Here is an 18,866-nt window from a genome sequence, read left to right as displayed (position 1 = left end):
AATAGCCTAGGTGTTAAATGAATATTTTCTCTATTCTTGTTAAGACTTTTTATCGGTGTCTTCATACACTTGCCACCAATAAGAATCTTGTTATTTCACTTTCTAAACGGGAAATCGGCAGTAAATACAAAGGGTCATTTATCGGGCTTCTTTGGTCGTTTATTAACCCAGTATTGATGATGGTGATTTATACCTTCGTTTTCAGCGTTGTATTCAAAATTCGCTGGAGTGCTGGGGTCGATTCCAAAGGAGAATTTGCGTTAGCATTATTCATCGGTTTGATTTTCTTCGGGCTTTTTTCTGAATGCATTAACCGCGCTCCCTATTTGATCGTCAGTAACGTCAACTACGTCAAAAAGGTTGTCTTCCCGGTTGAAACACTCCCCATTGTTTCACTCTGCACAGCTTTATTCCAAATGGTGATTAACTTCGTCGTTTGGTTGCTGTTCTATGTCGCTATCGTAGGGATCCCTACGTGGCACATTCTATGGCTACCCGTCATCATCGCACCGTTCCTTATGATGGTTCTGGGCGTATCCTGGTTCCTTTCTTCGCTTGGCGTTTACTTGAAAGATATCGCTCAGGTTATTGGCGTGCTTACCATGATTCTGATGTATCTTTCGCCGATCTTCTATCCGATCTCCATGTTGCCTGACGCATATCACATCTTCATGCAACTCAGTCCATTGACTTATGTCATTGAGCAAGCGAGGGATTGCATGATGCTGGGCAAAAATATCGCCTGGGGGAGCTGGGGCATTTACACCCTCATCTCTTTCGTCATCATGCTGTTAGGTTATGGTTGGTTTATGTTCACGCGTAAAGGGTTTGCTGATGTCATCTGAATTCGCAATTTCAGTCAAAAATATTTCGAAACGCTTTGAAATGTATGCAAATCCTAAGCATCGTTTGTACCAAATGCTTTCTTTAGGCCGCCGTACATTCTTCAAAGAGTTCTGGGCGCTAAACGGCGTTTCTTTTGACGTTAAGCGCGGTGAAACGCTTGGCATTTTGGGCCGTAATGGCGAAGGCAAAAGTACCCTGCTGCAAATTATTGCCGGCACCTTGACAGCCACCTCGGGCAGCGTTGAGGTCAATGGCAAACTGGCTGCGCTGCTGGAACTCGGCGCTGGCTTCAATCCTGAGTTTACCGGCCGTGAAAACGTTTATCTGAGCGGCATCATTCTTGGTATGACGCACAGTGAAATGGAACAGAAATTCCCTGAGATCGAAGCCTTTGCCGACATAGGCGAACATATCGATCAGCCGGTCAAAACCTACTCCAGCGGGATGTATGTGCGTTTGGCCTTCGCCGTTCAGGCTTGCATTAAGCCCGAAGTGCTCATCGTAGACGAAGCGCTGTCGGTCGGTGATGAGAAATTCCAACGCAAATGCTTCGATTATATCGAATCGCTGCGCGCGCAAGGGTGTTCAATCATCCTGGTGACGCATTCCACGTCGACCGTGGAGAAGTTTTGCCAGCGAGCCATTTTGTTGCGAAAAGGCCGGGTAGAAGCCATTGGCAGTGCCAAAGAAATCATCGACCAATACCATGCCCTGCTGTACTCAGATGAAAAAACTTACCTGCGCTATCTGAACAACATTGCTAAAAACACCAATCAGTCCATCAACGCGCCCCAGAAAGAAAGCCAGGACGGCGTCGCCGCCCATGAGGCCTCCATCGCGGAACAAGCCGAGATACAAGCTGAAAGCGAACTGACCAGCGGTGCCCTCATTGAAAGTTGGATCATCAAAGATGCCCACGATCAGCCTTGCGATCTATTCCGCGTAGGTGAAAAAGCCATCATCAGCTTCGATATCAGCGTATTTGGGCCGATAGAAGAGCTGCAAGCCGGCTTGGTCATTAAGACCGTTGAAGGTATTACGGTATTTGGCACCAGCACCTTATACCATAAGAAGAATATGCATAACGCCAAAGGCGGAGATGTTCTTAGGGCAACGTTTGAACTTGACCTGGCACTGTGCGAAGGCAGCTATTTTATTTCACTCGCTATCGCCAACGCCATCAGCCACGCCGATATGTCCTATCTTGATAAGAAAACCGACGTGATCGTCCTTAAGGTTATAGAGCCTCGCACGACAATGTCAGGTATTGCCGCATTGCCTGTTTCTTTATCACTCGAAAAGTGGTCAGGAGAGCATGAATAAATCAATACTTATCATAACTCAGTATTACTCAATCGGTGGGTTGGAAACCTATATCAACACTCAGGTAAAGGATCTGGTCGCCCACGGTTACCAGGTTCATCTTATGTACGCCGTTGTCGCAGACCCGTCATTACTCCCTGACGGGTTGAGCTCGTGCCATGAAAATATTCATTTAAGCAACGGCTCTATCGAACAACTCGTTCAAGGCGTAGACCTGATACGACAGGTTATCAAAGAAAAAGGCATCGATGTCATTCATGTGCATCCTTTTGACTGCATTTTCCCTGCCGTTATCGCCGCAGACTGCGAAAAAATACCGTCGCTATTAACATTGCACGGCCCTCTGTCGCTGCAGCATTTTACTCGGAATATTTATAATCAGGCGTTGGCCATTTATTTTCTCAAAACGCTACATACCATATTTTGCGTTTCGCAGGAAACGGCGGATCAATTGGCGGAGATCATAGACCACCCCTCGGTGATGATCGTTCCTAACCTGATAGACACCGCCCAAACGCATCCCGCTATCACGGATGAGACTGTTGAGAAAAGATGGCTTATCGCCAGCAGGCTGGATGAGGATAAATCCGCAGGGATTATGAAGTTCATTGACTTCGCCAGCCGCTGCCAAATGATTCATGGTATTGATATTTACGGTACCGGTAGTGATGAAGACACTATAAAAACCTACGTTAGCGATAATAACTTCAACGAATGGGTTGGTTTCAAAGGCGTTGTCAGTGACATCCCTTCCGTCATGCCGCAATACGCGGGGTTTGCCGGCATGGGCCGCGGAGTACTGGAAGCCGGCATTAGCCAGCTTCCGGTGTGTCTGGTTGGCTACGACGGCATTAAAGGCATTCTGGACGATGAAACCTTTAAACATGCCGCTTACTGTAATTTCTCAGGCAGAAATCTGGCCAATGCCGAAGAAGATGTGCTTCAAGAGCAATTTGCCGCCGCTCGTCCCCTGCCCCCAGACTTGCTTATTGAATACCAGAGCGATGGCCGTTGGAGCCAAATCCTCGAGAATATGGTTCTCCCGGACAAAGAGCGATACGACAACGGTGATTCGCTGCAACTCTACCAGCAGCTGTGTAAGGCACCATCATCACAGGAAAACGAAAGTTTTTTGATCGCGAATGCCTTTACTGTCGCTATATTTAAAACGCTAGCAAACCAACTGATCGCCAACAGTATCAAGATCAACGCTCATGATGATAGCGTGAAAGAGACCGTCAAAATGGAAGATAAAGCGAGCCAGGCTCCCCTGGACCCCCCTGTTAATGCTAATGCAGCAAGTTCAGGGAATGATGTCATCGCCAAGTTAGCTGCGTTGGAAGAACAGAATCTCTCTTTGCAGAATGACGTTAAATCGTTAGTACAACTCCTGACATCGGTAGCGGCAAAACAAGAAGACTATTTCAGAACTTTGCCTCACGCGGTTGCACCGAGTGCAGGGCAAAAACTTCGATATTTGGTTCAGGTTGCCGTTCAATCACTGACCAGAGCGGACAAACGCTATGAACTGGCCAAAACACTTTATTGGAGACTGCCCGAGTCTGTCAGGCTAAAACTACAGACCCAGCGGCACCGTTACGTTCAAAAACACTTCGAGCACGCTTGCAATAGCGCGATGACGGATACCTCTACACCTGAAGACATTCCAGACTGGGTCGCAGCGGTAAACCAATCAGAGAAAGTCGTCTTCATTCCATGCAGCTTCGAATTCGATGAGCTGGTGAACCAACGGCCAATCAACGCGGCAAAATATTTCTCGGAAAAAGGCTATCAGGTTATCTTTATCGCCTGGCAATGGACGCCACAGGAAACGTTGTCGAAAGGTTGTTCGCAAGTCTGGAACAATGTCTATCAGGTTCCGCTGTATGATTTTGTGAAATACACCCGTCAGTGTCATCTGCATGACAAAACCGCGTTCTTTGTCATCACGATGCCGGCGAAAGTCTTCCTCACTCCGCTCTATGAGTTTAGAGCGCAAGGCTGCAACATCATCTATGACATTATGGATGAATGGGAATGCTTCCATAAGGTCGGACAAGCTCCTTGGTACCAGAAAGAGATTGAAGAAACCCTCATTCTACAAAGCGATTACGTCTGTGGCGTTGCTCCATCACTGCGTGACAAATTTGCTTATCTTCGCAGTGATATTGAAGTAGTCGGTAATGGCTATTCCGAGAAGGTCTTGGGCGATACACGTAATATAGCGAAAGACAACGGCAACAAAGTGGGCTATTTCGGCCATCTAACGGACTCGTGGTTCGACTGGGATATCGTATTTAAATTAGCTGAACAATTCCCACAATATCACTTCGAGATCATTGGTTACGGTGAGCCTGAGTGGGTGGTCAATAAGAAAAATATTGCTAACATCACACTGGTGGGCAAAGTAATGCCAAAAGACCTTCATCAATATGTCAAAGAATGGTCGATCGGCCTAATTCCATTCAAAAGTGGCGAGCTGGCTCAAGCGGTAGATCCGATCAAAATTTATGAGTACCTCTATTTTGGCTTACCAACTCTAGTGACCGGCATTGAGCATATTAAACGCTATCCGATGACCTATTTCTCTGACGGCAGCGACGTTGTCGATCTGTTTGAGAAAACAATCAATAGCGAGCGCCACTCTGACGAGTTGGAAACCTTCTTGCAAGAAACCACTTGGGCAGCCCGATTCGAAGAAATGGAGTTGAACACCCTGAAAAGAAAAGGAATTAGGGAGTTATATGCTTCGTAAAATAGCATTTATCTATCCTTGGGCGACGCATGGCGGTGTTGAGAAAGTCATGCTCACCCGTGCCCGTTTATTAAACGATATAGGCACCTATCAGATTGACCTTCTTTTTACTCATGATTCCGGTGCGGCGAAGGCGATCACCGCCGCACTCTCGGACTGTAAAAATGTCGATGTCAAAATCATCAACTTCGATTATTTATTAACGCAAAATTACAGCCTCATTTTTTGCATTGATTTCCCTGCGGCTCTGACATTTTGCCATACGCACAAATTGAAATACTTTGCGGAATGCCATACAGCCTATAAAGAAAACAGGGCTTACTTGAATAAAATTCCGGACAGTTGTTCGGCAATATTGTGCCCATCCGCGTTCTTTATGAAGCAGCTAGAGCCTGAATTGCACAAAAGTGCCTGTCCATTGTTATTGCTGCGTAATTTCGTTCCTTGGGATCATGTCTCTCAAGAACCGCATGCGATTCCCTCTCTGCCAACATGGTCGAGAAGACCTATTCTCTTCCTGGGACGGATGGACAAGCTAAAGAACCTGACTGAATTACTGGACGCATTCGTTATTTTAAAAGAACGACACGCGGAAAAATACATGCTAGTTCTGTGCGGCCCGCAGTCTTCTGAAATCAACACCAACGCCGAGCTGGAGAGCAGAAATCTAGTGGGCGACACCGTATGCTTGCCGCCAGTGCCATTCTTGAATGTGGACAAGCTGCTGTTGGCGATCTCTCAAGCCAACGGGATTTTTGTGTCGCCATCAACCGGAGAATCATTTGGTTTATCGGCTTCAGAAGCGATTTGTGCAGACGTCCCCGTTGTTTTGTCCAATATCGAAGCACATAACTATTTAGTTGCCACGCGTGAAAATGAGTTTACTTACTCGTTGCATGATGCTCGCCAATTGTCAGAAAAAATAGCCTCTATATCTGACAATTATGCGCAATCTAAAGCATCACTTGCCGCTCTGAAAGAAAAATTTTCCGCCCATGCCTTTATGAACGATTGGGACGAATTGCTACGCAGAACCGAATAGCTATTCGATTACCACCTCCCCATACCGATTTTTATCGTCAGTATGGGGATATTAATTATTGAGACAACCATGTTAAAGAAAATTATGTGCGTTGTGGGTACTCGTCCGGAAGCGATAAAAATGGCGCCGGTGATCAAGGCACTTCATGCCTCCGGTGAATTCGACGTTTGCGTATTGGCGACGGCCCAACACCGAGACCTGTTGGATCAGGCTTTCCAACTTTTCGAAATTGAAGCCGATTATGATCTTAATGTCATGACACCTGGGCAAACATTGCCAGAGTTGACCGCGCGCCTGATGACCAGCATCGACCGAACTCTCGAAGAGGCAGCACCGGATTTGGTTATCGCACAAGGCGATACGACGACCGTCTTCGTGACGTCACTGGCCTGTTTCTACAAGAAAGTGCCTTTCGCTCATCTCGAGGCGGGGCTGCGTACACACGACCTCTATTCACCTTTTCCTGAAGAAGCAAACCGTATTCTTGCCGGACATTTAGCACGCTTGCATTTTGCTCCGACTGAAGTATCTAAAAGCAACCTCTTGCGCGAAGGCATTCCTGCAGAGCATATTCACGTTACGGGAAACACCGTGATTGATGCCTTGCTGACGACCGCACAAAAGACGTTTGATATCGGCGTCGATATTCCCCAAGACGCCCGGATGCTTCTTATCACTTCTCATCGCAGAGAGAACTTCGGCCAACCTATTGTCAATATCTGCAACGCAGCTCTTGAACTTATCGAAAAGTATAGTGATATCTATATTCTTTTCCCCGTTCATCCCAACCCAAACGTGCGCGAAGTCACGGATCGTCTGTTAAAAGAACACGAAAGAATTAAGCTGGTCAGCCCATTTGACTATGGTCCTTTCGTTGCCGCCATGAAGAATGCCTACCTGATTCTTTCCGACTCTGGCGGCGTGCAAGAAGAAGCTCCGGCCTTGGGCAAACCCGTCTTGGTCTTACGTCGCGATACCGAGCGCCCAGAAGCCGTCTCGGAAGGCGTGGTGAAATTAATCGGAACGGAACAAGCGGACATCGTAAGAGAAGCGTCTTTGCTGCTTGATAGCCCTCAGGCCTATCAAAAAATGGCAAAAGGAAGCTCTCCTTACGGTGATGGTGAGTCCAGCCAGCGTATCGTCCGTATCGTCCGCAATTTCTTTACTGAACAATGCCAATGAAAATCGTCTATCTTTCAGCTGTTCCCTGGTTGAGCATAAGTCAGCGCCCTCATTTTTTCGCCAAATATGCGCTGACCCATGCCACCCAGGAACTTTTGTGGATTGAGCCTTATCCTAGTCGTTTTCCCACCCTCGCCGATCTGACCCCCGGCCGCCATGCCCCTGAACCTGCAGGATTGGATTTGATAGAGGGTCTGCAACTGGCTCGGTTGGGTTTTGTAGCCCCCGTGGAGCCGATACCTGCGTTGTTTAAGCTGCTCAACCAAGGGAAAATAAAGAAAATTATTGACGATATAAAGAATTTTATATCTGAAGATACCACTCTGGTTATCGGCAAACCCTGTCTGCTGGCCAACATGCTTATCAAGCAATTTAAATGGCGGCAAGTGTGGTATGACGCCATGGATGATTTCCCTTCGTTTTATTCTGGCCTATCAAAGAAAAACACGGCTAATCTTGAAAAAGAAATCGCCCGACAAGTTGACCGCATATTCTGTTCAAGTCATGCCTTAATTGAGAAATTTTCGTCTATCGCCCCCAGCAAAACTGAGTTGGTGTTGAATGCGTGTTCAGATGACATGCAGAAAATTCATATCCCGAAAACATCGCATGAAAAAATCACATTTGGCTATATCGGCACAATCGCAAGCTGGTTTGACTGGAAGTGGGTGTTCGAGTTGGCCACTAAAAATCCGGAAGCAATCATAAACCTCGTAGGGCCAAGAAAAACCGGAATTCCGGAAAGCTTACCTCAAAATATCATCCTGGAACCCCCTATCCCACACCCCCAGGTAATGAAAAAGATATCCACATTTGATTATGTGATTATTCCATTTTTGCAGAACGACATTACTAAATATGTCGATCCTGTTAAGTTCTACGAATACAGGTTGGCAGGAAAAGCCATCCTATCGACTCCATTTGGCGAGATGCTATGGCATCACAAAGAAGAAGCCTACAATTCTGACACAACGCTAGGCATTACTATACCTGACAACACGCTAGTTTTTCCTTCACCTAAAAAACCAAACGACATCCCAAGATGGAGTGGACGATTCTCTCATGTCTTTACCGGCTATTGAAGATGAAAAATTTCTTACAATCTCATTAGTAATTTTCAAACCGAATCTTGTAGATTTAAGAAAAACCCTTGCCGCACTTGTTGAGACAAACGTTTTTAAAGCACGCGACTGTTATTTATTGGTTGTTGATAACTCGCCAACTACTGATTCTGCAGTCACTTCGCTAATTAAAGAGTTCCTTGACGTTATTCCCGGAAATTACATATCACGACCAGACAATCCTGGCTTTGGAGTGTCACATAATTTAAGCTTAGCTATTAAGTCAAAATACACCCTTATTTTAAACCCCGATTTAGAGATGGATAAAAATGCATTAGAGAATGCATTCTCCTTCATGGATGCTCACCCTGAATGTGGCTTAATTACGCCGTATGCAACCTGGGGGAGCGGGGAAACACAATATTTGTGTAAGCGATACCCTTCTGTATTTGTATATTTATTGCGTTTCTTTGCCTCGGTTAAAGGAAAGCGTTTTTTCAAAAGTTATCTTCGACGCTATGAAATGGCTGATACGCTAACGCCGCACGATGTTTATTTCGATCCGCCTATCGTGAGTGGCTGCTTTATGTTTTTCCGCTACAACGTACTGAAAGAATTATCCGGATTCAATCCTAAATTCTTTCTTTATTTCGAAGATTTCGATCTCAGCATCCGTACGGCAAAAATTACCAGAATAGCCTATGTCCCTGATGTCAAAGTCGTGCATTACGGTGGCCATGCGGCGCGAAAAGGCTGGGCGCATATTAAGCTATTTTCACGTTCAATGATTACTTTCTTTAATATTCACGGCTGGAAAATTTGGTAACTCCATAGCGAATAAGCTATGCGCCAATTACTGTCGGGTGAGCATGAAAATAACAAAATACATCATGCTCACCCACACGGTGCCGACATTACTCTTGTAAGTAACCCATTTTTCTCAATCGAGAAATCACGTATTCCAGGGCTGACTGCCAATTGGAAGCAGGAATACCTATCTCATTGATTTTATTGCAACTCAAGGTTGAATATTTAGGACGTTTAGCCAAAGTCACATATTGTTCTGATGTTATTTTACTGACCTTTGGCATGCGAGAAATCGCCCCCATCTCCGCAGCAACTTTAAATATGTGCTCCGCAAACTCACTCCAGCAGACCTCTTCATCCCCGCAGAAGTGATAAATCCCTCCCTGAACCTCACAAAGCAACATTTTTATCATCGCGTCTGCGATGTCCCCCGCATATGTCGGGCAACCGCGTTGATCGGCTACGATATCAAGAGATTCACGTTGCCGAGCAAGCCTCAGCATGGTTTTAACGAAATTTTCGCCATATTCACTGAAAACCCAAGAAGTGCGAAGAATTATCGCATCTTGCATTTCTGATACGATGGCCAATTCGCCATCACGCTTGGTTTTCCCGTAAATGCACAGTGGGCGGGTACCAGCCAACTCATTGTAGGGAAGCTTGCCCAGGCCATCAAAAACATAATCTGTAGAAATATGAAGCAGTCGGCAATCCATTGCCTTTGCAACCAAGGCCAAATTGGCTGGGCCCACAACGTTGGCTAACAACGCAGCCTCGCAATCTTGTTCCGCTTTATCAACGGCGGTATAGGCTGCAGCATTTATGATCGCCGTCGGTTTAAACTCCTGGACGACGGCCTTAACCTGCTCCAATTTGGAAATGTCCATCGTATTGCGGTCGGCCGCTAAAATAACCCAATCGGCGGGTACCCGATCGATAAAACAGCGCCCGACCTGCCCTTTAGCCCCGGTTAAAAGAACTCTCATTAAATCAGTTCTCTGAGAAATTTGCCGTTCTTGTCCTTTTCCGACAAAACAGGGTGCCGAACAGGCCAGGCCACGCCGACATCGGGATCATTCCACATCAGGCACCTTTCATGTTCTGGCGAATAGTAATCCGTGCACTTATATTCAAAATCCGCGATCTCAGAGAGCACGACAAAACCGTGGGCCAAACCTGGCGGGATCCAAAGCTGAGTTTTGTTCTCTTCCGATAGCACAATGCCTTCCCACTTGCCAAATGTGGGTGAGTCTGGGCGAATATCTACAGCAACATCATAAACTTCGCCTCGCACCACACGAACCAACTTGCCTTGCGGCTTGATATCTTGATAGTGCAGTCCGCGCAAAACCCCCCGAGAAGAGCGTGAATAATTGTCTTGGACGAAGTCCAAATCAATATCCAGCATGTCTTGAAAGCGACGCTTCTCGAACGTTTCCATAAAAAAACCGCGAGTATCACTAAATACCGTTGGTTGAATGACTTTGACTCCATCGATTTTAGTATCGATAACCTGCATTCTGCGTACCTCATAAGACGCGAGAATTTGTGCTCAAAAATTCTCGCAAAATACAGTCACTTACAACATCTTAGCTTTATTGGCGCGATGGCGAAAAACGTAAACAAAGCCTAATCCTCCTTATCGCCACCTGTTAACAACATGAGAACAGAGGCAAACAAGGGAGCCAGGAAGCATCATTTTGAGGTAAACGATTGATAAAATCCGTGACCAACCACAGCGTCTTCCTCTCAACGGCTTGATACTCACTACCATTAGCGCAAAACTTCAGTGTACCTTACTGATGCAAAGTAAGAGAAATGGTGGAGTTTATCGCTTCACAAGCCTGATAGGCTAACATACTCGCTGCTCTTGTCTCTCTCAACAGATCTTCAACAAGGCATTTCCAGGAGGGAACATCTCATATTCACACACCAGATACCGTGACCATCAATACCCTGCGGTTTTATGCCATAACGACATATCGTCCCAACAAAGTATCTTCAATGGCACCAGTATAATCTGATAGCACGGATTTTTCATAAGGAAGTACTGATTATTATCAGATAAAGCCCATAAAAACGAGGGTGATCAGCCCTCGTCGATAGGTAGTCTCACACTCTTGGCTTTCGATTGTCTTGCAGCTGGCCTAACGCCTCTCTGAGCGCCGGTAACAGATATGCTTAACGGTAGCCCTGCGGGTTTTTCTTCTGCCAATTCCAGGTGTCACGCATCATGTCATCGAGACCCCGGTTAACTTTCCACCCCAACTCTTGGTAAGCCAGATCGGCATTCGCCCAAAACGCGGGTAGATCGCCTTCGCGACGTGGCAAAATTTGATAGGGGATCGTTACGCCTGACGCTTTCTCAAACGCCTGAACCATCGCCAGTACAGAATGCCCTACGCCAGCCCCCAGGTTGTAGGCCTTAAACCCATTGATCTTCGGCAGATGATCCATCGCTTTCAGATGGCCTTCGGCCAGATCCATGACATGAATGTAGTCACGCTCACCCGTACCGTCTTTCGTCGGATAATCCCCACCGAAAATCCCCAGTTTATCTAACTTACCGATCGCTACCTGCGAGATGTAAGGCAGCAGGTTATTGGGAATACCGTTCGGATCTTCGCCGATCAAGCCCGATTCATGGGCTCCAACCGGGTTAAAGTAGCGTAAAGCAATAATCGAAAATTGCGGCTCAGCCTTAGCAAAATCCTTCAGAATCTGCTCCACCATCAGCTTAGACGTGCCATAAGGGCTGGTCGTGCCACCGATTGGCGTAGTCTCGACGTAGGGCACCGGCGAGTTGGCACCATAAACGGTGGCGGACGAACTGAAGATAAACGCATGAACGCGGGCACGGCGCATAGCGTCCAGCAACACCAGTGTTCCGGTGACGTTATTCTGGTAGTATTCCAGCGGCTTACGCGTAGATTCCCCTACCGCCTTAAGACCAGCGAAGTGAATGACGGCCGTAATCGGGTGCGCTTCAAAGATCCGATGCAGGCATTCCTCATCCTGGACATCGCCTTGATAGAACACCGCCGCTTTCCCCGTCAGCTTTTCCACACGGTGCAACGATTCCGCAGACGAGTTCGACAGATTGTCCAACACCACCACATCTTCGCCACGCTCTAGCAGAGATAAAACGGTATGAGATCCGATGTAACCGGCTCCACCGGTGACTAAAATTGTCATGCAAGCTCCTTTGTTCACGTCTAAGCCTAGATGCTACCTGTAGGATGTGCTCTTATTCTAGTGGGATTAGTGATGATAAACATCAGATTAGTTCTGGTTTTTATTATTCATTGATGACAGAGACTCGCTAGCCACTGCTATCCTCTTTCAACCTGAAAATCAGACTTAAACACAGATACGAGGATAAATTAAAATCAATACAATAGTATCACTTTACTTTAAAACACTCTCGTACCATATGCCCATGAAACATGTCAAAAAAAGAATGGGAAGTATTAAGAAGATGAGGGAAAAGATGGGGGGAGATAATCAGGAGAGCTGTCTGTAACATTTAACATCAAAGTAGTGACTAGCAACTAGCCACCACTTTGACACCCACATTATCGGTCATATCAATTAATAAGCCGACTTATGTATAAAACCTTTAAATACAGTAAGGAAAATTATTTTAAGATCTAACCAAATACTCCAGTCTCGGATATATTCAAGATCATATTCTACTCGCTTTTGCATTTTATCCAAAGTGTCAGTTTCTCCCCGCCAGCCATTAATTTGAGCCCAGCCAGTTATTCCTGGCTTGACTTTGTGTCGGAGCATATAACCTTCGATAAGATTTCTATATTGTTCGTTGTGTGCCACAGCATGCGGCCTAGGTCCAACGATCGACATTCCACCAATAAGCACATTGAAAAATTGCGGCAGCTCATCTAAAGAGGTACGTCGTAAGAATGCACCTACTTTAGTCACCCTGGCATCCCCTTTCTTTGCCTGAATAACTACGTCATTATTTTCCATGACAGTCATAGATCTAAACTTCCAAACCTTGATAGGTTTGCCATCCATGCCATACCGTGTTTGTCGAAATATAACAGGACCATGAGACGTGAACTTGACAGCGAAAGCGATCAAAGCCAGTACCGGCGAGATAAATATCAATATCAGCATCGACAGAATAATATCCTCAGCCCTTTTAAAAACTTTATTTATTCCATTTAACGGAGTGTCAAATAATGGAACAACGGGAACCCCATTCACCTCTTCAGTTCTTGATTGCAAAATATTAAACGTAAAGACATCAGGAATAAACATAACAGAACAAGTTGTATCTGTTAACTTGCTGAGTATCTTCTTGAATTTATGCTCTTCGCTCATTTTCATTGCGATGTATACATAATCAAGTCGCCCCTGACGAGCATCCTCGATCAGTTTATCTAGGTCACCGCAATACGTTATTTCATTATCATCGTGACTTTGTACATCATCGTATATACCTTCAACGATAAATCCTAACCAAGGTTCTTCTTTAAAATTTTTTAGCAATCTGACACCAATAGGCATCGAACCCGCAACAGCTACCTTACGATTGTTATATCCCAAATTTCTAATCATCCCAACCAAAAAACGGATTGCAGAACGACAGAATGTAAACCCGAGGCATACAGAAAGATACCAGTATAAGAAAACTTCGAATGTAAAGCTAGAACTCGGCATGAACGACGTGATACCGGCAGTAACCACTAAACTTAGCGTCCAATTTTTAAGTATAAGCCGAAGTTCTGATGAAAATTTCCCGCCACGCCAAGAGCGATAAAAATCTGTTATGCCGCCTATCATTTGAAAAGCGACTAACGCTATGAGCGCAACCAAAATAGCCTCATAGTTAAAGTTAAATCCATTTATTTTACTTACAACAAATCCACCAAAGAAAATAATAGAGATATCAGAAAAACGCTGAACCATCGATATGAGAGATGCATTTGCTTTGGAATGCGCCCGCTGATGCTGTATTTTCATAATAAAATTACTCTTATTAAAACGATGCGCAATTACTATGTAATAAAAGCGCACCCTTTAAATTACAAAATCAATAGATTCAAAATTTCCTTAACCTTTTCTTCCATCAATTTCTTATTATTTCTAGATTCAACGTTAAGCCGAACCACAGGCTCTGTATTTGAGGAGCGTAGGTTGAAACGCCACTCTGGGAATTCAATGGTTACACCATCGGTATAATCGACCGAACTTGCTTTAGAAATATAATGTTTTTTAACACCCTCAATCGAAATTTCTGGATTCGACAGTTTAATATTAATCTCACCAGAAGACGGATAAGCAGCAATACGATCCTGAACCAGCTGCCCCAGAGTTTGTCCCTTCACGCTGACCAGTTCGGCAACCAGCAGCCACGGAATCATGCCACTGTCACAATAAGCAAAATCTCGGAAATAGTGGTGGGCGCTCATCTCTCCGCCATAAATGGCATCTTCCGCACGCATACGTTCCTTAATGAAAGCATGGCCGGTTTTCGACATCACGGGTACGCCCCCCGCGTCGGTGACCACATCTATGGTGTTCCAGCTCAGACGCGGATCATGGATGATCTTCGCCCCTGGCTGTTTCTGCAGGAAAGCCTCCGCCAGTAACCCGACGATGTAATAGCCTTCGATGAAATCGCCTTTTTCATCAAACAGGAAACAACGATCGAAATCACCGTCGAACGCGATCCCCATATCAGCGCCATACTCGCGCACCGCATCGGCGGTATCAGCGCGACACTCTGGCAGCAGTGGATTTGGAATACCATTGGGGAAAGTGCCGTCCGGCTGGTGATGTACCTTGATAAACTCCAATGGTACGCCTTGTGCCTTCAGTTGCGCCTCAATGGCATCGATCACATGCCCTGCCGCACCATTGCCCGAATTTATCACCAACTTCAACGGTTTGAAGTTGTTCACATCGACATAGGAAAGAATGTGCTCTACATAAGCCCCTAACACATCCTGCCGTACGTAGCTGCCGCGCGTTGCTGTTGCTGCCAGCGTCTGAAACTGATTTTTTTCCGCCAGCTCTTGGATCGCTCGTAATCCGGAATCGCCGCTAATTGGGCGAGAGCCTTCGCGCACCAACTTCATGCCGTTATAATCGATAGGGTTATGGCTGGCGGTCACTTCCACGCCACCATCCGTTTTCAAATAAGTCGTGGCGAAATAGATTTCTTCGGTACCGGTTAAACCGATGTCGATAACGTCGGAGCCCGCATCCTGTAAGCCTTTCGCCAGCGCCAGTTTCAGGCTTTCGCTAGTCAAGCGTACATCGCTGCCCAATACGATAGACTTGGGCTTCAAATACTCGCCGTAGGCGCGCCCAATACGGTACGCGATGACCTCATTCAGTTCTTCGCCCAATTTTCCGCGAATGTCATAGGCTTTAAAACACGTCAACTTTTTCATCAAAGATTCCTTAATTAGGTTCTGCCATATCGATCGTGTAATCGTTCGATATCATCCTCTTCCAGATAGCGTCCCGATCTGACTTCAATCATTTCCAGATTGATTTTCCCTGGATTTTCCAATGTGTGCACGCTGCCAGCAGGAATAAAAGTTGACTGATTTTCGGACAGAAAGAACTCTTTATCATCGACATTCACTTTCGCCGTTCCGCTAACCACTACCCAATGCTCCGCACGGTGTAAATGGCGTTGTAGCGAAAGCCCCTCGCCAGGGCGCACGATGATTTTTTTTACCTGGAAGTGAACGCCACTGTCGATATCGCAAATTTTCCCCCACGGACGGTAAGAGGAGGAATGTTGCCGGAAATGATGAAGATTGCGCTTTTTCAGTTCCTCGACGATTTTCTTTACCTCTTGAACCTTATCTTTGGTAGCAATAAGCACGGCATCGCTGGTCGTAACAACAACCATGTCATGCAACCCTATCGTAGCCACCAGAGCAGAGTCAGAAGATATGTAATTGTTATTTGAATCAATGGAGATAACCTCCCCAACATTCACATTTCCCGAATGGTCCTTTGCAGATACATCCCACAATGACGACCACGAACCGACATCACTCCATCCTGCATCGATCGGGATCACAACGGCATCCTGGGTTTTTTCCATCACGGCATAGTCAATGGAGTCACTCGGGCAGCATTGGAAGGTTTCTTGCTCCACGCGAATGAAATTCATATCGCGTTGGCTCTCCATGACTGATTTTTTAGTCGCTTGGTAAATCTCCGGGCTAAATTTTTCCAGCTCGCTGAGAAATTTCTCCGTCTTGAACATAAACATGCCGCTGTTCCAGCTATAATCGCCGGAAGCGACATATTCTTTTGCTTTTTCCAGACAAGGCTTCTCAACAAAGGCATCAACTTTGAAGCACTCCTTGGAGAGGCTGTCACCACGTCTAATATACCCATAACCCGTCTCTGGATGCTGAGGGATAATACCAAACGTCACTAGCCGATCTTGTGTGGCAAACTGAGTAGCCGTATTGATTGCCTCATGAAAATTGCTCACTTTCGTGATCAAATGGTCGGCAGCCAATACCAAAAGCATACCGTCAAAGGCTTCTTCTGCCGCCAGATGAGCCGCCAAAGCCACAGCTGGTGCAGTATTCCTCCCCATAGGTTCCAAAATTATATTTGTCCCCAGTTGGCCGATCTCACGCAACTGTTCTGCGACCAAAAAACGGTGCTCTTCGTTACATATCACTAAAGGTGCCGCAATCTCTAGATTGGAAGCATTCTGCAAGCGCACCAACGTCTGCTGCAATAGGCTTAAACCACTATCGTCAATCGACAGGAATTGTTTAGGAAAAGATTCTCGAGACAAAGGCCATAAGCGGCTACCCGTTCCTCCGGCCATAATTACCGGGACTATCTTGGACATAATTTAACCCTTCGCTAATCTGTTATTTCAACATGAGCTTTAATAACTATAATTTTTGATAAGAAATAGGAAAATCAGTGCGTTCGAAAATAATCTTTAAAATTGTTAATGTGATAATTCTCAAAACCCTGCAAATGACTGGTAAGATTTTTCAAACCAATAATAAGAATAACCTGAGGACATAATGTTAATATCAGGAACGTGACTTACTATTATACAACATGGCTCCGGCACTCCGAGTGAGGCCCTGGCACTGACAGCATCAAATCGAAAAAACAAAAGCCATAAGAATCAATAAATTAAAAAATACAACGCTACCGCCCTTGGCTTCCAGTTACCAATCACTGATGTATGCGTCCACTTGTTGCCATTAATGGTCACTACTACGATGTTTGTCACCAGGCAAACATCGCATACCAAGCGGCGATAAGGCGTGTTAACACATCACCACATCTGACTTCATAAGGCTTATATAAGACAGGGAGGCTATTTTTATCTCACCTCGCCAATCAAGCGATAACATAACGTATAAACACAAAAAAGAGCAGCTTTGAACTGCTCTTTCAGATTTATACTTAGGGTTAGCAACCTGTTCGTCGAATTATTGTTCAGCGTCCTGCAGAAAAATATTGCGCCACGCGTAGCACATCCTTCTCGTCCAAGGTGCCGGAATCGCTCAACAAGGTAATCCAAGACTTGATATAGGTGTATTTGGCGGAGGCCAAGTCACGCTGGGCGCTGTAGAGCTGCTGTTCGGCGTTGAGCACATCGACGTTGACGCGCTGCCCCGCCAACACGCTCTGCCGGGTCGCCGTCACCTGCGTAGTCGCCGACTTCACCGCCAATTCGTAGGCCGCCAGTTTGGCACGACTGCTGATGCACAGATTGAACTGCTTGCGCAGATCGTTCAGCGTCGTGCCGACTTGCGTGTCCATTTCGGCCATCGCCTGGCCGTAGCGCGCCGCGGCCTGCCGGGTGGAGGCCGCCACGCCGCCGCCGGAGTAAATCGGCAGGCTCACCTGCACGCCGATGCTGTCGGTACGATATTTCTGGTTAACCGTGTTATCGCTGCTGGAGTCGTTTTCCGAATGCGAAGCGTAAAGTTGCACGTTCGGCATAAAGCCGGCGCGGTTTCTCTCCACTTCGTATTTCGCCGCATCGACGCCATGGCGCGAGGCGGCCAGCACTGGGTTGTTTTCTAGGGCGATCTTTTGCCACTCTTCAAACTTCGACGGGATCAGCGGTGCGACCTTGAATTGCCCTGGCCGTAAGCTCTGCAGCTCATCCAATTGATTCAACGGCACGCCGATGATCACCTCCAGCTCACGCTGCGCAGCGTCCAGCGCGTCGCGCGCTTCTATCACCTGCGCCTCTGCCAGGCTGTAGCGCGCCTGCGTTTCGGAGACGTCGGTCAGGGTCCCCTCACCCGCGCTCATCAGACGATCGTTCAACGCCAACTGTTCTTTATAAGCCGCTTTCTGCGCCTCGGCCAAGGCGATTTGATCTTTGGCATAGGCCACTTCGACATACGCGCTGATCACCCTCACCGCCAGATCGAGCAGTTTGCCGCGATAGCGCTCATCCGACATCATGGTCTGCGCCACGCCGCCTTTATAACGCGCATAGGCCTCATAATCGAACAGCGGCTGCGTCAGCGTCACCGAGCTGGAGTAGCTGCGGTACTGCTGGCGCCGCGTCGCTTCCGTAATGTTGCCAAAGAAGTCGCTTTGCGGATATTTCTGGGTTTGCCAGTTACGCGGCGAATTCTGGTAATTCAGCGATACCTTCGGCAGCAGCCCCGCCCTGCCGATATTTTCGTTTTCATCCCCCGCTTCTTTCTCTTTTATAGCCGCCCGAAAGGTCGGGTCCTTTTCTAATGCCAGCGAATATGCGTCTAAAATCCCTATCGAATAAACCGGCGCAGACATCGCAAACAAAAGGGTGCCGATAACCAGACCGGCAGCCTGTCGTTTTGAATGAATCAAA

General features: G+C 46.5%; 14 protein-coding genes. 7 read left to right on the top strand and 7 right to left on the bottom strand.

Annotation, left to right across the window (positions count from 1 at the left end; all coding sequences use genetic code 11):
• The first annotated feature begins 17 nt into the window (after positions 1–17).
• The 7 genes from EDY99_RS04870 to EDY99_RS04840 all read left to right on the top strand — a co-directional run bounded on the left by EDY99_RS04870 (position 18) and on the right by EDY99_RS04840 (position 9,035).
• The gene (locus EDY99_RS04870; RefSeq protein WP_033642482.1) at positions 18–845 is read left to right on the top strand and encodes an ABC transporter permease; all 828 of its coding nucleotides are present in this window, start codon (positions 18–20) and stop codon (positions 843–845) included.
• Positions 835–2,169, top strand: coding sequence for an ABC transporter ATP-binding protein (locus EDY99_RS04865; protein WP_033642481.1), 1,335 nt, complete (start codon positions 835–837; stop codon positions 2,167–2,169). The genes EDY99_RS04870 and EDY99_RS04865 overlap by 11 nt, the downstream gene beginning before the upstream one ends.
• The gene (locus EDY99_RS04860; RefSeq protein WP_123061516.1) at positions 2,162–4,924 is read left to right on the top strand and encodes a glycosyltransferase; all 2,763 of its coding nucleotides are present in this window, start codon (positions 2,162–2,164) and stop codon (positions 4,922–4,924) included. Before EDY99_RS04865 ends, EDY99_RS04860 begins: the two co-directional genes overlap by 8 nt.
• Positions 4,914–5,966, top strand: a complete 1,053-nt coding sequence (locus tag EDY99_RS04855) for a glycosyltransferase family 4 protein (RefSeq protein WP_033642480.1) — start codon at positions 4,914–4,916, stop codon at positions 5,964–5,966. The genes EDY99_RS04860 and EDY99_RS04855 overlap by 11 nt, the downstream gene beginning before the upstream one ends.
• A 69-nt stretch (positions 5,967–6,035) precedes the next feature.
• Complete coding sequence (gene wecB / locus EDY99_RS04850) at positions 6,036–7,148, top strand: non-hydrolyzing UDP-N-acetylglucosamine 2-epimerase (protein ID WP_046686730.1); 1,113 nt, start codon at positions 6,036–6,038, stop codon at positions 7,146–7,148.
• Positions 7,145–8,230, top strand: a complete 1,086-nt coding sequence (locus EDY99_RS04845) for a glycosyl transferase (protein WP_046686729.1) — start codon at positions 7,145–7,147, stop codon at positions 8,228–8,230. Before wecB ends, EDY99_RS04845 begins: the two co-directional genes overlap by 4 nt.
• Positions 8,211–9,035: a glycosyltransferase gene (locus EDY99_RS04840; RefSeq protein WP_123061515.1), complete on the top strand. Its 825-nt coding sequence runs from the start codon at positions 8,211–8,213 to the stop codon at positions 9,033–9,035. Before EDY99_RS04845 ends, EDY99_RS04840 begins: the two co-directional genes overlap by 20 nt.
• An 88-nt stretch (positions 9,036–9,123) precedes the next feature.
• Here the strand turns inward: EDY99_RS04840 and rfbD are convergent, their stop codons facing one another.
• The 7 genes from rfbD to EDY99_RS04805 all read right to left on the bottom strand — a co-directional run bounded on the left by rfbD (position 9,124) and on the right by EDY99_RS04805 (position 18,865).
• A complete protein-coding gene (gene rfbD / locus EDY99_RS04835) occupies positions 9,124–10,002 on the bottom strand; it encodes a dTDP-4-dehydrorhamnose reductase (protein WP_033642477.1) in 879 nt (292 codons plus the stop codon).
• A complete protein-coding gene (gene rfbC, locus EDY99_RS04830) occupies positions 10,002–10,535 on the bottom strand; it encodes a dTDP-4-dehydrorhamnose 3,5-epimerase (protein ID WP_033642476.1) in 534 nt (177 codons plus the stop codon). The genes rfbD and rfbC overlap by 1 nt, the downstream gene beginning before the upstream one ends.
• Positions 10,536–11,197: 662 nt before the next feature.
• Entirely contained in the window at positions 11,198–12,211 is a 1,014-nt protein-coding gene (galE, locus tag EDY99_RS04825; RefSeq protein ID WP_123061514.1) for a UDP-glucose 4-epimerase GalE, read from the bottom strand.
• A gap of 396 nt (positions 12,212–12,607) precedes the next feature.
• Positions 12,608–14,005, bottom strand: a complete 1,398-nt coding sequence (wcaJ, locus tag EDY99_RS04820) for an undecaprenyl-phosphate glucose phosphotransferase (protein WP_089195471.1) — start codon at positions 14,003–14,005, stop codon at positions 12,608–12,610.
• A gap of 62 nt (positions 14,006–14,067) precedes the next feature.
• Positions 14,068–15,441 carry a phosphomannomutase CpsG gene (gene cpsG, locus EDY99_RS04815; RefSeq protein WP_123061513.1) on the bottom strand — a complete coding sequence of 458 codons (1,374 nt, stop codon included), beginning with the start codon at positions 15,439–15,441 and terminating at the stop codon, positions 14,068–14,070.
• A gap of 14 nt (positions 15,442–15,455) precedes the next feature.
• Positions 15,456–16,880 (bottom strand): mannose-1-phosphate guanylyltransferase/mannose-6-phosphate isomerase, encoded by a 1,425-nt coding sequence (locus EDY99_RS04810; RefSeq protein ID WP_089194480.1) that lies wholly within the window; start codon positions 16,878–16,880, stop codon positions 15,456–15,458.
• A gap of 608 nt (positions 16,881–17,488) precedes the next feature.
• A complete protein-coding gene (locus EDY99_RS04805) occupies positions 17,489–18,865 on the bottom strand; it encodes a TolC family outer membrane protein (protein ID WP_089194479.1) in 1,377 nt (458 codons plus the stop codon).
• Position 18,866: the final 1 nt, after the last annotated feature.

It is taken from the genome of Serratia sp. LS-1, assembly GCF_003719595.1.
Lineage (GTDB): Bacteria > Pseudomonadota > Gammaproteobacteria > Enterobacterales > Enterobacteriaceae > Serratia > Serratia ureilytica.
The sequence above is the reverse complement of the archived record's forward strand: the minus strand, read 5'-3'. Positions and strand labels throughout refer to the sequence as shown.